The sequence below is a fragment of the Nocardia sp. NPDC004151 genome, assembly GCF_042874235.1.
In the GTDB taxonomy this organism is placed as follows: Bacteria; Actinomycetota; Actinomycetes; order Mycobacteriales; family Mycobacteriaceae; genus Nocardia.
The window spans coordinates 365680-380385 of sequence record NZ_JBIAMR010000005.1 but is presented as its reverse complement, the minus strand read 5'-3'; the positions used below and the strand labels follow the sequence as shown (position 1 = coordinate 380385).

The following is a 14706-nucleotide window of genomic DNA, read 5'->3' as shown; positions in this document are numbered from 1 at the left end:
TTCATCGCCGCGCGTCCTCCGCGATCAGGTCGAGGGCGATATCGGCGAGCATGTCCTCCTGGCCGCCCACCAGGCCGCGGCGTCCTGCCTCCACCAGCAGTGTCCGCACGTCGACGCCATAGGTGCCGGAAGCCTGTTCGGCGTGCCGCAGGAAGCTCGAGTACACGCCCGCGTAGCCGAGGGTCAGGGTCTCGCGATCGACCTGCACCGGTCGTTCGAGCAGCGGACGGATCAGATCGTCGGCGGCATCGGTGAGCGCGTCCAGATCAGCGCGGTGCTCCCACCCGGACAGGTCGGCGACCGCGACGAAGGCCTCCAGGGGTGTATTGCCCGCGCCCGCACCGAGACCCGCGAGGGAGGCATCGACCCGGGTAGCGCCCTGTTCCACCGCGACGACGCTGTTGGCCACCGCGAGAGACAGATTCTGGTGCGCGTGGATGCCGATCTCGGTCGCGTCGTCCAGTACATCGCGATACGCACGGACCCGGTCCCGCACGCCGTTCATGGTGAGGCGACCGCCGGAGTCGGTGACGTAGACGCACTGCGCGCCATAGGATTCCATCAGTTTCGCCTGCCCGGCCAGCCCCTCGGGGCTGTTCAGGTGACTCATCATCAGGAATCCGGAGACGTCCATCCCGAGGTCGCGGGCGCACGCGATGTGCTGGGCGGCGATATCGGCCTCGGTGCAGTGGGTGGCCACCCGGACCGAACGCACCCCGAGGTCGTGGGCGCGGCGCAGGTCCGCGACGGTGCCGATGCCGGGCAGCAGCAGCGTGGTGAGCCTGGCACGGGTGAGCGCGCCCGCGGCGGCTTCCAGCCATTCCCGATCGGTGTGGCTGCCGGGGCCGTAGGTGAGGCTGCCGCCGTGCAGGCCGTCGCCGTGGGCCACTTCCACCGCGTCGACTCCGGCCGCGTCCAGGGCGGCGGCGATGGCGGCGACGGTCCGCGGGCCGATGCGGTGCCGGAGCGCGTGCATGCCGTCGCGCAGGGTCACGTCTTGCAGGTACAGGCCGGTCATCGGGCGGGCTCCGGGGTCGGCGTGATCGCGGTCGTGGCAAAGCGTTCGGCGACCCGCAGCGCGGCCGAGGTCATGATGTCGAGGTTTCCGGCGTAGGCGGGCAGGTAGTGGGCCGCGCCCTCCACCTCGAGGAAGACCGACACCTGGTGGGTGACGGGGGCATTCCCGGTCAGCGTGCGCCGCGCGGTGTCCGGGGCCAGCGGCGTGATCTGGACGTCTTGTTTGAGCCGGTAGCCGGGCACGTAGGCCGCGACCTCGGCCACCATGGCGGTGATCGAGTCCCGCACGGCCGCTTCGAGTTCGGAATCGGGATCGTCGATGAGCGCCAGCACGGTGTCGCGCATGATCAGCGGCGGCTCGGCCGGATTGAGGACGATGAGTGCCCGGCCGCGCGCCGCGCCGCCGACGTCTTCGATGGCGCGCGAGGTGGTTTCGGTGAACTCGTCGATATTCGCGCGAGTACCCGGACCCGCGGATCTCGAGGCGATCGAGGCCACGATCTCGGCGTAGGCCACCGCGGTCACCCGGGAGATCGCGGCGACGACCGGGATCGTCGCCTGTCCGCCGCAGGTCACCATGTTCACGTTCATCGCTTCCCGGTGTGCGTCCAGATTGACCGCCGGGACCACGAAGGGGCCCAGCGCCGCCGGTGTCAGATCGATCAGGCGTTTGCCGTGCGGTGCGAGCGCGGCCGAATTGGTGTGGTGCGCACCGGCGGACGTGGCGTCGAAGACGATGTCGATCTCGCCGAAGTGCGGCATGGCGGTCAGCCCGTCCACACCGTCCGCGGTGACCGGAACACCGAGTCGCGCCGCGCGGGCCAGCCCGTCGGAAGCCGGATCGATGCCCACCATGGCGGCCATCTCCAACGAATGCGACAACCGCAGCACCTTGATCATCAGATCGGTGCCGATATTGCCCGAGCCGATGACGGCTACCTTGGTGCGGCTCATTGCTCCTCCTCCAGTGTGAAGTCGACGGCACCGAGCAGCGTGGTGCCGGTGAACAGTTCGGATCGGACCCGTGCGCCGGGCCGCAGCGCGGCCATCGGTCCCAGCGCCCCCGACAGCACGGTCTCCCCCGCGCGCAGCGGTTCCCCGAAGTCGCGTGCGGTTCGCGCCAGCCAGGCCAGGGCGTTGAGCGGATCGCCGAGACACGCGGAACCTGTTCCGGTGGATACGATCTCCCCGTCGACGGTCATACTCATGACGACGTCGCGTGGCTCGAACTCCCCGAGCGAGAGACGCTCTCCGCCCAGGACGTACCAGCCGCTCGACGCGTTGTCGGCGACGGTGTCGGCGAAAGTGATGTCCCAGCCGGTGATCCGGCTGTCCACGATCTCGAGCGCCGCGACCGCGTAGTCCACGGCCCCGCGCACGCCGGCCACGTCCAGATCCTCCGCGTCGAGATCCGTGCCGAGCACGAAGGCCACTTCGGCCTCGATCTTGGGTTGCAGCAGCCTGGGTCGCCGCCCCGCCGGCGTCGCACCGGCATCCATGTCGTCGAACAGCACCCCGAAGTCGGGCTGATCCACACCCAGTTGCCGCTGCACGGCGGGCGCGGTGAGCCCGATCTTGCGCCCTACCACCCGGGCCCCCGCCGCCACCCGTTCCCGAACTCCGATGCGCTGCACCGCGTACGCGGTCGCTACATCGTCGTGCCCGATGAGATCCCGCACCGGAGCGACAGGTTCGCCACCGGTCACGGCGCGTGAAAGCCGCTCGGCGGCCGCCCGTACCCGGTCCGACTCGACCGCGATCGTTGTCATCGGCTCTCCTCCGATCCGAGCAGCACGCCCGCCCCATCCGGTGCGTGCGCGCTGTCCATGTCATTGCGGCGCACGCTCTCCGGCCTGGTCCGCTGCGACGCGCGCGGTGATCGGTCGTCCGCCGCACCCAACGGGTTACGTGGCCCGGCCCCGCCGGAGTGCGCCGATTCCCGGATCGGCGAATCCTCGGGCGGGACGTCCGGTTCTGTGACAGGCGGCTCGGCGGGTCCGCCCCCCACTGCGAACAGTTGCGTGCGGAGCGCGGCCACGAGCTCCCCGGCCCGGCCTTGCTCGACCGTGCCGAAAACGAAGCGGTCGGGCCGGAGCAAGGTCACGCTGCCACGCCGCGCACCGCCCTTGGCGAGCCATCTCGTCAGCGCGCCGGTGTGGTCCTCGATGTCGGCGAGGTTCACGTCCTCCCGGTTCCACTCACCGGGGTGGCCCTGCGGTCGCCCGCCGCGGGGGAAAGCCATGACGAATCGGGTGCCCACGGCCCGCAGTGCGGCCAGCTCGTCGGCGCTCAACTCCGCCCGCGGATCGACGCCGTAGCCGAGCAGCGAAAAGCCCAGGCCCAGCACCTCATCGAAGCGGATGGCGCGGCCGTCGTGAGTGCGGACCATCGGCTGCGGCGCGAGCGTGCCCTCGGTGCCGCGCCAACCCCGCCGCGGCAGTCCCAGATATGCCCCACGCCGGAATCGGGGTGTCGGCTTCATCCTCGCGGCGCGGATCCAGCCGCCCACCCCCGGCAGCCGCACGGCCGTGGCCAGCCCGAGGTCGCGGACTGCGGCGAGAAACGGGTTACCCAGGGACACCAGGTGTTTGTTGAGGACCGACAGGTCGATCATCGCCTTGGCGTGCGGGCGGCGCTCGGTCTCGTAGGTGTCCAGGATGCGGTGGTCCGCACCGTGTTCGAGGATGGCGGTGAGCTTCCAGGAGAGATTGTCCGCGTCGCGGACACCGGAGTTCATGCCCTGGCCGATGAATTGCGGCGTCATGTGGGCGGCGTCGCCCGCGATCAGGACGCGCCCGTCGCGCCAGCGGTCGGCGACCACGGCATTGAAGGTGTACACGAGATTGCGCACGACCTCGACCCGGTCGGGGTCGACGAAGCGGGAGATGTGGCGGCGCACCGTATCCGGGCTCTCCATGTCCTCCTTGGTCTGGCTGTCGGTGAGCATGAACTCGAAGCGGTGGTGGCCGCCCGGCTGCGGGCAGGACACGATCGGCAGGGCCGGGTCGCAGACGAAGTCGAAGTACGGCAGGTGCGCGAACGGGTTCGCGCCGTCGCGGGCCTTCAGGTCCACGACCAGCCAGCGTTCGGGAAAACTGGTGCCGCTCATGTCGATTCCGAGCGCCGTGCGCACCACGCTGCGGCCACCGTCGCAGCCGATCAGGAAACGCGCGCGGACGCTCTCGGCGGTCTGCCGGTCGGTGTCGCGGGGGTTCTTGCCATATCCCGTCCCGTGGCACCGCCCGTGCTCGACGGTGACTCCGTCGGCGTCCTGGTCGAAGCCGAGGACTTCGCGACCGCGGAGGACAGTGACGTGCGGGTATCGGTCCAGCGCGCGTTCGAGGGTGTTCTCCAGGTACGGCTGGTACAGGAAGTTCACGATCGGCCAGCCGAGCGGACGGTCGGTGCGCTGGAACTGGGCCAGGATCCGGCCGTCGCCGCGCACCCATTGCACGACCGAGTCGGCGTTCATGTCGGCGGCCAGTTCGTCTGCGGCCCCTGCGGTCTGGAAGATCCGCAGGCCCTCGTCGTCGGTGTAGACGGCGCGGGCCATGCCGTAGAACTCGGGTTCGCGTTCGAGGACGAGCACGCTGGTTCCGCGCCGCCCGAGCAGGTTCGCCAGGGTGAGGCCGGTGGGTCCGAGACCGACGATCACCACGTCGTAGCCGGTGTCTGTCATCGGGGTCCTCCGGTCAACTGCGGGACGGTGATCTCGGGTGTGGCGGCGGTCCGCAACGCCTGCCGGAATTGGGTGAACTTGTCGAGCACGGTCGCCCCCACCGGGGTGTGGCCCCAGCTGCTGATGCCCTGGTAGGTCGCGGGCTCCCAGGTGGATTCGAGTTCGGGCCCGATGACCATCGGGTTCCAGCCGACCTCGAGTTCGAATCCGGAGGGGGTCACGCAGTAGAAGGACAGCTCCCGGTCATTGGTGTGCTGGCCGACCGACCACTGCATGCGGAAGCCCTGTTCGGTGACCCGCCGGAACGCGGCGAGCATGTCGTCGAGGGTCGCGGACTGGATATTGATGTGCTGCACCCGCGTTCGCAGCGGGTCGACCTTGAGACCGCGAATATTGGCGATGGCGATCGAGTGGTGGCGTTCGTTGACCCGCAGGAATCGGATCTTCATCCGCAGGCCGGACACGTTCTCGTCGATGAAATCCGTGAGGCGGGAATCGAAGACGGTCCGGTAGTAGGCGCGCATGGCCTCCGGTTCCCGCGACACGATGGCCACGTGCCCGAGCCCTGCCTCCCCGGTGACCCAGCCGGAACTCAGCATGCGCAGCGGGGCCGGAGCGGACACCGGTATCGTGAAGATCTCCTGCGCGAGGCCTTTCGGCCCGGCGAAGCGCCACAGACGTTCCACCCCGCGCAAGGCGGCTTCGTCCGCACCGCCCTCGGTGATCGGAACGCCTCGGTCGGCGACGCGGGCCAGGATTCGGTCGAAGGTCTGGTGATCGTCGATCTGCCAGCCGATGGCGGTCACGTCCTCGGCGGGACCTCGCTCGACCAGGAACCGGCATTCGCGATCGTCGAGCCGGAAACGCAGTGCGCCGCCGTCGATCTCGTCGACGTGCAGGCCGATGGCGTCCGCGCCGAAGCGCCGCCACTGCGGCAGCCGGTTGGATCGCACCACGATGTATCCGAGGTGGACGGCGCCGAATACCGATCCGTCGATGCTGGGTCGGAGGAACTCGCTCATGATCAGTCCCCGAGGAACGCGGCCGCGAGGGTGTTGAACAGCTCGGCGCGCTCCCACTGCACCCAGTGGCCGGTGTTCGCCGCCAGATACAGGTCGCAGTTCGGCATGGTGTCGGCGAGCAGTCGCCCACCCTCGGGACGATTGACCCTGTCGTTCGCACCCCAGATCACCAAGGTGGGATGGGCGAGCGCGCGCAGCCGCGAGTCGCGGGCGAAATCCATGCGCCACAACGTCCGCAGCGCCAGCGGACCCGACGGGCGGCGCAGGGGCGGGTTGGCCACGACCTCGGGATCGACGCTGGCCGCGTAGCGCTGTTCGATCAGTTCCTCGGGCACTGTGCCGCCGTCGAAGACCAGGTACTCCCGGATGAATCGGCGCAGCTTGTCGCGACTGGGGCCCTCGCCCTGGTAGTAGCCCAGCAGCGCGTTCAGCCCGGCGGTCGGCAAGGTCCGGGTGGTGCCGACGCCGCCGGGGCCCATGAGCACCATGCGGCCGACCTTGTCGGGCCGATCCAGCGCGAGGCGCAGGGCGGCCGCCCCGCCGTAGGAGTTCCCGACCAGATGCGCGGAGTCGATCCCGAGTTCGTCGAGCAGCCCTCCGATCGACCGCCCGAGGTATCCGAACGGATCCGAGTGGTCGATCCACTTCTCGGACCGCCCGTATCCGGGCAGGTCCGGAACGATCACGCGGAACCGGCGGGCCAGCTCGCCGATATTGCGCGAATAGTTCGCGATCCCGGTCGCGCCCGGCCCGCCGCCGTGCAGCAGCACGACCGCCGGTCCCGATCCGGTCTCGCCGACCTGGATCTCGCGGCCGCCGACCCGGACCGTCCGTTCGGTCAGCTCGCAATCGATGCTCGTCATCGCCACCTCCGTACCGTTGTTGATGAAATCATCAGTTACGACCGTTTCCTCTGTCAAGAAGAAAATGATGAAATCATCAGAACCGCGGGGTGGGGTGTCCGCAGACGAAAGAACGCCAATGCCCATCGGGCATTGGCGTTCGATGCGGTGTTCGCCCTCCCCGAGACCAGGGAAGAGCGTGACTCAGAACAGGAAGTAGCGCTGGGCCATCGGGAGTTCGGTGGCGGGTTGCTCGCTCCAGACCTCGCCGTCGATGCGGACGGTGAAGGTGTCGGGATCGACCTCGATGCGGGGCATGGCCTCGTTGTTCGGGAGGTCGGCCTTGGTGCGGCGGCGGACATTGGCCACGGGGACCAGTTTCCGGTCGACGCGCAGGCGGTCGGCCAGGCCGTCCTCGATGGCCTGTTCGGAGACGAAGTGCAGGGAGGTCGAGGCCGTCACGCTCGGGGCGGCGCCGAACATGGGGCGCGGGAGGACCGGCTGCGGGGTCGGGATGGAGGCGTTGGCGTCGCCCATGGCGGCCCAGGCGATCGCGCCGCCCTTGATGACCGCGTGCGGGCGGACGCCGAAGAAGGCGGGCTCCCACAGCACCAGATCGGCCAGTTTGCCGACCTCGACCGAACCGATCTCGGCGTCCAGGCCGTGCGTAACCGCCGGGCAGATGGTGTATTTCGCGACGTAGCGCTGCACGCGGTTGTTGTCGGCGGCGCCGTCGCCGGGCAGGGCGCCGCGGCGGCGCTTCATGACGTGCGCGGTCTGCCAGGTGCGCATGACCACCTCGCCGATGCGGCCCATGGCCTGGGCGTCGGAGCCGATCATGGAGATCGCGCCCAGATCGTGCAGGAGGTCCTCGGCGGCGATCGTGGAGGGGCGGATGCGGGACTCCGCGAACGCCAGGTCCTCGGGGATGGACGGGCTCAGGTGGTGGCACACCATGAGCATGTCCAGGTGCTCGTCGAGGGTGTTGATGGTGTGCGGCCTGGTCGGGTTGGTGGAACTGGGCAGCACGTTGAGATGCGAAGCGACGGTGATGATGTCGGGTGCGTGGCCGCCGCCCGCGCCCTCGGTGTGATACGAGTGGATGGCCCGGCCGCGGATCGCCGCCAGGGTGTCCTCCACGAATCCCGCCTCGTTCAGGGTGTCCGAGTGCAAGGCCACCTGCACGCCGGAGGCGTCCGCGACGGTGAGGCAGCGGTCGATGGCGGCCGGGGTGGTGCCCCAGTCCTCGTGCAGTTTGAAACCGCCCGCGCCGCCGCGCAATTGCTCCCACAGCGCGTCCTCACGCACCGTGTTGCCCTTGCCCAGCAGCAGGATGTTCACCGGCCAGGAGTCGGTGGACTCCAGCATGCGGGCCAGATGCCAGGCGCCCGGGGTGACGGTGGTGGCCTTGGAGCCCTCGGCCGGGCCGGTGCCGCCGCCGACCAGGGTGGTGATGCCGCCCGCCATGGCCTCGTCGAGGATCTGCGGGCAGATGAAATGCACGTGGCAGTCGATGGCGCCCGCGGTGACGATGCGGCCATTGCCGGCAATGATCTCGGTCGACGGACCGACCACCAGGTCCGGGTGCACACCGCTCATGGTGTCCGGGTTCCCGGCCTTGCCGATGGCGACGATGCGGCCGTCACGAATACCGATGTCGGCCTTGATGATTCCCCAGTAGTCGACGATCACCACGCCGGTGATGACGGTGTCCGGGGTGCCCTCGGCGCGGGTGGCGCGGGCCTGGCCCATGGATTCGCGCAGCACCTTGCCGCCGCCGAACACGGCCTCGTCACCGGCGAGCCCCGGTCCGCCGCTGCGGTCCTCGGTGATCTCGATGAGCAGGTCGGTGTCGGCGAGCCGGATGCGGTCGCCGACGGTGGGCCCGAACAGTTCGGCGTATCGGGCGCGAGAGAGTTCGGCCATCAGGCATCCAGCTTTCCGGGAGGGGTGAGGCTGATTCCGTGCACTTCGCGGTCGCCACCGAGGGGAATCAGCGAAACCCGCTGCCCCAGACCGGGTTCGAACCGCACCGCGGTACCGGCCGGAATGTCGAGACGGTGGCCGTGCGCGGAGTCACGGTCGAACTCGAGCGCGGAGTTGGCCTGCGGGAAATGCACGTGCGAGCCGACCTGCACCGGCCGGTCACCGGTGTTCACGACTTCGAGTTCGACGCGATCCGCGCCGGCGTTGAGCTCGATCGTGCCCTCGGCACAAAGGTATTCACCAGGAATCATCGCGCGTCATCCGATCGGGTGGTGGACGGTGACGAGCTTCGTGCCGTCGGGGAAGGTGGCCTCGACCTGCACATCGTGGATCATCTCGGGAATGCCGTCCATGACGTCGTCGCGGGTCAGCACGGTGCGCCCGGAAGCCATCAACTCGGCTACCGTGCGCCCGTCCCGCGCACCCTCGAGCACATGATCGGTGATGAGCGCGATCGCCTCGGGATGATTGAGTTTCAACCCGCGCGCCTGCCGCCGCCGCGCCAACTCAGCCGCGTAACTCAACAGCAGGCGTTCCTGCTCGTGCGGCGTCAGTCGCATGCGGGCTCCTCGGCAATCACGGGGACGGATCGTCGGTCATTCTGGCACGACCCGCGTTACCAGCATGTTTCGGAGATATACGATTTTCCGTCCCCGCGTCCGGACCACCGAATCCGGTTGCGCCCGATTCAGTTCTGCGGACTGAGGTTCTGCAACCGCACCTGCCCGCGAGCCACCGTCCGCTCCTGCTCATCGGTGATGACGACCTGCCACAACTGCTGCGAGCGCCCCCGATGGATCGGCGTCGCCACCCCGCTCAACTTCCCCTCGCGCACCGCCCGCAGAAAGTCGGTGTTGTTGTTCACGCCGACCACGGTGCCGCGGTCACCCAGCCACGCCCCGCCGGCCACACTCGCCAGCGTCTCGATCACCGTGCAGTACACGCCGCCGTTGACGATCCCGGCAGGCTGATACAGCTGCGGCGTCACCACCCACTCCGCCGCCACCCCGTCCCCACTCAACTCGGTGAACTTCAACCCGATGAGGTCGGTGAACGTTCCCTCGCTGAGCTTGTTCATCAGCTCGGGCGTCACATCAGCCAGCGATTTGATCGAAGAGAAGTCGTCGCTCATATGCACACATTTGCACATCCCCGCGACCCACCCGCTACCGGGGACCCCGGGCTCGGCAGTCGCGGCCGATCACGATCTGCGCGAGATGATCATGATGTATTCGCAGGGAGCGTTCGTCCGGTTCGCGAAGCCGTGATCCGCGTCGGCCTGAAAGAAGATGGAATCGCCCGTGTTCAGCGTCTCGGAGATCCCGCCGATCGCACCACCGATCGGCCGCTCGGACGGCCCGACGAAGACAGCGAAGGCGGGGCCGTTGCGATCGAGGCGCAACAACAGGCGCTTGCGAGTTAGGTAAGCCTGACCTATACTCAGTTTCGGCGTCAGGATCGTGGGAGGCCCCGAGGGCTGCGGTGGCCCCCGATCCGCTGCCGGTGGTGGGTTCTGTCGAGAGTGATCGGTCGACAGAGCCCACCACCTCTGTATTCGGGTGGGTCGGGTCAGTCGGTCATGCCCCACAGCATGCGGATCCAGCCTGGGTAGCGGGCGCTTTCGACGTCGTAGAGCTGCATGTCCAAGGGGGTCTCGCCACGGGGGGTGCGGAGTCGGATGAGTCGGTCGCCGGGGTGGTCCAGGTCTTGGGCTCGCGACCACAGGCGTCGGAATTCGGGGTTTCGGCCCAGGGCGCGCAGGTAGTCGCCGGACCAGTCGGGGACGTCGAAGGCGGCGATGCGGGCGCGCAGCACCGATACCGAGGCGTGGGCGGCGGCTTCGCGGTCGAGTAGGGCGGTCGCGGCGCGAGGGTCGTCGAGGAGCCAGATGAGCCAGTTGCCGCCCTCGGCCAGGCCGGGGAAGGCGCGGCGCGCGGCGTCGTTCAATGCCAGGACGTGCCAGCGGGAATCGAAGTAGCCCGCGGGATCGGGGGCGAGTCGCTCGAGTCGGCGCAGCCGGTCCGGGGTGATGGCCGCGCGCAGTTCGGCGACATCCGGGGCGGCGGGGTCGGGCAGTCCGGCCAGGTCGTACAAGTAACGCCGCGACCGGTGCGAGACCGGCTGGACCCGGTCGAGGCAGCCGCACAAGGCTTCGACGACGGCCTGGGTGGGGCGACCGCGGCGGCCGAGTTCCAGGTGGGTGATGTAGCTGGCGCTGACACCGGCCGCCATGCCCAGGCGTTCGCGTGACACCCGGCGCTCGTCGCGCAACCGCCGCAGGACCGCGCCGAAGCTCGGCGGTTGCACGGCCGCGGCGTCGATATCCGATGTCAGGCGGCCCGGCTCGCGCACAACCGGTGCATCCGCGATCGAAATCGTCGCTACGCCTTGCATGTTCGTCATGCGTCTCCCGCTCCTTTCAGCTATGGCTGTGACCCCGAACACCAATCAAGTTATGTGTACGACCGAGTACCAAGGGTGCTGTGCGTGCCAGCCAATCGACTCACAGCGACCACTCGGTTTGGAATCCGCGCCGGGTGGGGAACCGGATTGGCGCGCAGACACTCTGAGTCGACTGCTGTGCACTCACGGTCATGGGCTTCGACTCCGGCGCGCCCTATGGTCGATTCGGGTGGGCGACGCAGTGAGCCGCCTCGCCGCCCGGTTCCACAACGCGGCCGGCCGTCGACGACGACCCGCCTGCACGGTGATCGTGCGGCCGGCCGCGAGAAAACCATCCGTGGAACGCGTCCATGCCACGGGCATCGACGCCCGCACCCTGGCGGTCCAGGATTCACCCGCACATCGACACCAGTTGTCGCGCACCGTTGTCCGGGCGTAGGCCCAGCGCGATTGCCAGCGCACCGCGGGTGTGGACCGTTCGGCACATCTCCATCGCATTCCTGAACAAGCGAACACCGCCAAGGAGTTTCGATGAGCACCCGTACCGCCGTAGTCCTCCCCGGCCAGGGGTCGTATCAACCCGGCGCTCTCGCCGCCCTGACCGAGGACCCGCGGCTGTCCGCGCTTCTCGCCGACATCGACGCCGTCGCCGCCCTGCGCGGCCACGGCCGCATCTCCGACCTGCTGCGCGACCCGCACCGAGTTGGGAGGAACTCGCCCGGACCCGGCCGGTGACACTGGATCTGGCGCTGTTCGCCGGCGGCGTGCTGGCCTGGCACGGACTCGCCGCGCCCGCCGCGATCGACGCGGAGCCCACCCCGGCAACAGTGCCGGCCAACGGATTTCACGACCTCGCGTTGGTGGACACGGCACGCTGACAGCACCCGGCCCCCGCCGCCGAACGATCCGACGCGGGGGCCGAGGCGTGTCCGGGATCGGGTCCGCGCTTCGGCTCGGGGTCGACGGACCCGGCTCCTCGCCGGAAAAGTACTCGGGGGGCGATGGTCGCGGTGAACGTCCCCGCCCACGTGGCTGCCCACCCGCGCCACCCGCCCAGGTCCGACGACCGGCCTGCAAGCGACAGGGGCACGGGGGTCGAAATCGTCTATCTCGGACGGGGTCTGCACCTGTGCCTTCGCCCCACCATGCGTGTCGGGTCGGCTCCTGGACTCCGCGCAATCCTCACAGCGCTTCCCCCGGCGTCGGTGAGATCGTGCTCTGAGTGCCTCGCGGGCGCCCATCGGTGCCGAGCATCGCGAACATGCGTGTCACACATTGTCGGCCCTGAGTGCCGCGAATCTTGCCTGCCGTGCACCGATAACGCTCCGACCGGCCGAGGTCGTGAACCGGAAACCGACACGGGTGGTGGCGCTCGCAAATTTGCTGTGGGCGCACGATTGTCGCCTCTGTGTGCCGTGCGAATGGCACACAGAGGCGAGTCAGGGTGACGAAATCACTGGTCACTTGACCGTCCAGTTCTATTTGCCTGACTTTTCAGCACTGCACTCCTCGTAATGGCCGCTCCGCGCATGCGGGGAGTTGGCCTGGAACTTTCTAAAATCAGGCCGTTCGTAATGTTCAGCACGAAGCTGGAACTCGAGTGGGGGCGAGTTCCGAGGGGAGTTGAGATGGCTGTCCTTTTGGATGCGGAGTCGTGCCCGATCGAGAATCGGCACGGCCTCGTCACCGACCTCGCTAAGTCGGTGGCCCTGCAGGTGGACGCGGAACTGCTGGATCCACCGGAACGCATCGTCACCCGCCACGAGAAGTGGCGGCTCGGGGTGGCCACCCTGCACCGGATCCAGATCTCGGCCGTCCGGGTCCGCCGGACGCCCGCGCAGGTACTGCGAACACCCTCGTCCGCGGTCGCGGTGGTCTTGCAGAAGCAGGCCGTCCGGCATCATTACCAGAACGGCCGGCACACCGTCACCTCGCCGGGCGAATGCGCCCTCTGGGATTTCGCCACGCCCTTCGAAGTCGGCTGGGACGGGCTGGGCGAATCCTGGTGCATCGCGGTCCCGCGCGATCGGCTGGGAGTGTCGGGCGAGACCCTCGCCGCCGCCACCGGCCGGCTGCGGCACAGCCCGCTGCACGACATGATCGCCGGGCAGATCACCGAACTCATCGAGGGCGCCGAGGCGCTCGAACGCGATCCGGCCGCGGTCATGCTGGGCCAGTGCTGCGTCGAGATGGTGCGGGCGCTGCTGCTGTCCGCCTCCGGACCCGCGACCGGTGACGAGACCCCCGTCCACCAGCAGGCCGTGGTCCGCGAGGTGCAGAACTACGTGCGCCGCCACCTCAACGACCCCGACCTGAAGGTCGAGCAGATCGCCGCCGCCCACAACATGTCCGCCCGCTACCTCTACCGGCTGTGCGCGAACGCCGGAATTCGCCTGGAGCAGTGGATCATCGGCGAACGGCTCGCGGCCGCGCGCGCCCTGCTGGTGGATCCGGCCCACGGCGGGCGCACCATCAGCGCCATCGCGCACACCGTCGGCTTCCGGGACGCCACACACTTCACCCGCCGGTTCCGGGCGGCGTACGGCATGACCCCGCGCGACTGGCGCTACGCCGCCGCGACCGCCTGAGCGCTAGCTCACGGACCCGCCGACACGCCGCGCCTCGGCCCGCCATTCGCTCGGGCCGACGCCGTAGGCGGCGCGGAAGCGGCGGGTGAAGTGGCTCGCGTCGCGAAATCCCGCGGCTCGCGCGATCCAGCCGATGGTGCGCTCCGTGTGCCGGGGATCGGCGAGCATGCGACGCGTCAGCTCCAAACGTTCACCGATGATCCACTGCTGCATCGACACTCCCTGCTCCGACCACAGCCGATACATCCGGCGCACCGAGATATGGTGCGCGGCGGCGACTTCCGCCGCGGTCAGGTCGCGACGGCGCAGATTCAAGCGCAGGTAGGTCTCCATCTGACGCAGCAGCAGCGGGGCGGGCAGCCCCGCCCCGATCCCTTCCACCGGTTCGGTTCCGGCCGCCGAGAGCACCAGTGCGCGCACCATATCCACCCCGGCTCGCCCCAGATCGGCAGCGCCCGGGTCGTTCTCGATCGTGTCCGCGCGGGTCATGAGGTCGACGATGAACGACGAGACCAGCGGGCACAGCGGGCTGCGGCGCAGACCCAGCGCCGCGGTGCGCACGACGTCGCCCGGTAGTTCCAGCTCGTCCACCGACATGCGCAGGCTCACGCTGATCGAGGCGCCGCGCATCACCGACACGAATGGGTTGTCGTGGTCGATGGCTCCGCAGTCCCCCGGCGCGAGCACCTCCTGAATGCCGAAATGTTCGTGGATGCGGGTGCCGCCGATCTGCCGGGTCACCGAGAACAGGCCCGCGGGAGTGGTCCGGACATGCTTGGGAGTCCGGAGCACATCGACCCCCGTGGTCTCGGCCCGCAACACTTCCACCGGCCCGAACAGCCAGGCTTCCAAGCGGCCGTGGGCCCCGCCGCGATCGGCGAAGCGGACATCGGCGGCGGCCACGGTCTCCGAGGCGACAGCGGCCAAGGCGTCCGCGCGCTCGTGCCGGGCCAGTGCCGCGGTATCGAACACGACCGCCATCCACGCCTCCACCAGTTCGATCCGACGACGCGGTGCGGGCACCCCTCGGGATGCCCGCACCGCGGTCGGAACAGTAGCAGCAGCAAGTGGGCAGCACACCATCGTGCAGATCGCCCGCCCGGCCTCCGCCCCGGCGCATGAATTGCACCGTCAATGCATCAAGATTGTTTGCCGCACAGTCTACTTGC

Annotated in this window: 16 protein-coding genes; 3 read left to right on the top strand and 13 right to left on the bottom strand. The window is 69.0% G+C overall.

Annotation, left to right across the window (positions count from 1 at the left end; translation table 11 throughout):
* Window position 1: 1 nt before the first annotated feature.
* The 12 genes from dmpG to ACFYTS_RS15115 form a co-directional block, all read right to left on the bottom strand.
* Window positions 2-1018, bottom strand: coding sequence for a 4-hydroxy-2-oxovalerate aldolase (gene dmpG, locus ACFYTS_RS15170; RefSeq protein ID WP_387304507.1), 1017 nt, complete (start codon window positions 1016-1018; stop codon window positions 2-4).
* Window positions 1015-1971, bottom strand: a complete 957-nt coding sequence (locus ACFYTS_RS15165; protein WP_387304505.1) for an acetaldehyde dehydrogenase (acetylating) — start codon at window positions 1969-1971, stop codon at window positions 1015-1017. The genes dmpG and ACFYTS_RS15165 overlap by 4 nt, the downstream gene beginning before the upstream one ends.
* Window positions 1968-2786 (bottom strand): 2-keto-4-pentenoate hydratase, encoded by an 819-nt coding sequence (locus tag ACFYTS_RS15160; protein WP_387304502.1) that lies wholly within the window; start codon window positions 2784-2786, stop codon window positions 1968-1970. The genes ACFYTS_RS15165 and ACFYTS_RS15160 overlap by 4 nt, the downstream gene beginning before the upstream one ends.
* Window positions 2783-4696, bottom strand: coding sequence for a bifunctional 3-(3-hydroxy-phenyl)propionate/3-hydroxycinnamic acid hydroxylase (locus tag ACFYTS_RS15155; protein ID WP_387304499.1), 1914 nt, complete (start codon window positions 4694-4696; stop codon window positions 2783-2785). Before ACFYTS_RS15155 ends, ACFYTS_RS15160 begins: the two co-directional genes overlap by 4 nt.
* A complete protein-coding gene (locus tag ACFYTS_RS15150) occupies window positions 4693-5718 on the bottom strand; it encodes a VOC family protein (RefSeq protein ID WP_387304496.1) in 1026 nt (341 codons plus the stop codon). The genes ACFYTS_RS15155 and ACFYTS_RS15150 overlap by 4 nt, the downstream gene beginning before the upstream one ends.
* Window positions 5719-5720: 2 nt before the next feature.
* Window positions 5721-6581, bottom strand: coding sequence for an alpha/beta fold hydrolase (locus ACFYTS_RS15145; RefSeq protein WP_387304493.1), 861 nt, complete (start codon window positions 6579-6581; stop codon window positions 5721-5723).
* 183 nt (window positions 6582-6764) lie between these two features.
* Entirely contained in the window at window positions 6765-8486 is a 1722-nt protein-coding gene (locus tag ACFYTS_RS15140) for an urease subunit alpha (protein WP_357277302.1), read from the bottom strand.
* Window positions 8486-8797 carry an urease subunit beta gene (locus ACFYTS_RS15135; protein WP_357277305.1) on the bottom strand — a complete coding sequence of 104 codons (312 nt, stop codon included), beginning with the start codon at window positions 8795-8797 and terminating at the stop codon, window positions 8486-8488. The genes ACFYTS_RS15140 and ACFYTS_RS15135 overlap by 1 nt, the downstream gene beginning before the upstream one ends.
* Window positions 8798-8803: 6 nt before the next feature.
* On the bottom strand, window positions 8804-9106 hold the full coding sequence (locus tag ACFYTS_RS15130; protein ID WP_357277307.1) for an urease subunit gamma: 303 nt from the start codon (window positions 9104-9106) through the stop codon (window positions 8804-8806).
* A 128-nt stretch (window positions 9107-9234) separates the two neighbouring features.
* Window positions 9235-9624, bottom strand: a complete 390-nt coding sequence (locus ACFYTS_RS15125; RefSeq protein ID WP_379104935.1) for a PaaI family thioesterase — start codon at window positions 9622-9624, stop codon at window positions 9235-9237.
* Between the two features lie 123 nt (window positions 9625-9747).
* On the bottom strand, window positions 9748-9951 hold the full coding sequence (locus ACFYTS_RS15120) for a cupin domain-containing protein (RefSeq protein ID WP_387304488.1): 204 nt from the start codon (window positions 9949-9951) through the stop codon (window positions 9748-9750).
* Window positions 9952-10115: 164 nt separating this feature from the next.
* A complete protein-coding gene (locus ACFYTS_RS15115; RefSeq protein ID WP_387304485.1) occupies window positions 10116-10949 on the bottom strand; it encodes a helix-turn-helix domain-containing protein in 834 nt (277 codons plus the stop codon).
* A 531-nt stretch (window positions 10950-11480) separates the two neighbouring features.
* On the opposite strand from ACFYTS_RS15115, the gene ACFYTS_RS15110 reads away from it, so the two are divergent.
* From ACFYTS_RS15110 to ACFYTS_RS15100, 3 genes are all read left to right on the top strand, one after another.
* Window positions 11481-11684 carry a hypothetical protein gene (locus tag ACFYTS_RS15110; RefSeq protein WP_387304482.1) on the top strand — a complete coding sequence of 68 codons (204 nt, stop codon included), beginning with the start codon at window positions 11481-11483 and terminating at the stop codon, window positions 11682-11684.
* Window positions 11681-11827, top strand: coding sequence for a hypothetical protein (locus tag ACFYTS_RS15105; RefSeq protein ID WP_387304479.1), 147 nt, complete (start codon window positions 11681-11683; stop codon window positions 11825-11827). Before ACFYTS_RS15110 ends, ACFYTS_RS15105 begins: the two co-directional genes overlap by 4 nt.
* Window positions 11828-12577: 750 nt before the next feature.
* Window positions 12578-13537 (top strand): helix-turn-helix domain-containing protein, encoded by a 960-nt coding sequence (locus ACFYTS_RS15100; protein WP_387304476.1) that lies wholly within the window; start codon window positions 12578-12580, stop codon window positions 13535-13537.
* Between the two features lie 3 nt (window positions 13538-13540).
* Here ACFYTS_RS15100 and ACFYTS_RS15095 read toward each other — a convergent pair whose 3' ends face one another.
* On the bottom strand, window positions 13541-14578 hold the full coding sequence (locus ACFYTS_RS15095; RefSeq protein WP_387304473.1) for a helix-turn-helix domain-containing protein: 1038 nt from the start codon (window positions 14576-14578) through the stop codon (window positions 13541-13543).
* Window positions 14579-14706 lie beyond the last annotated feature (128 nt).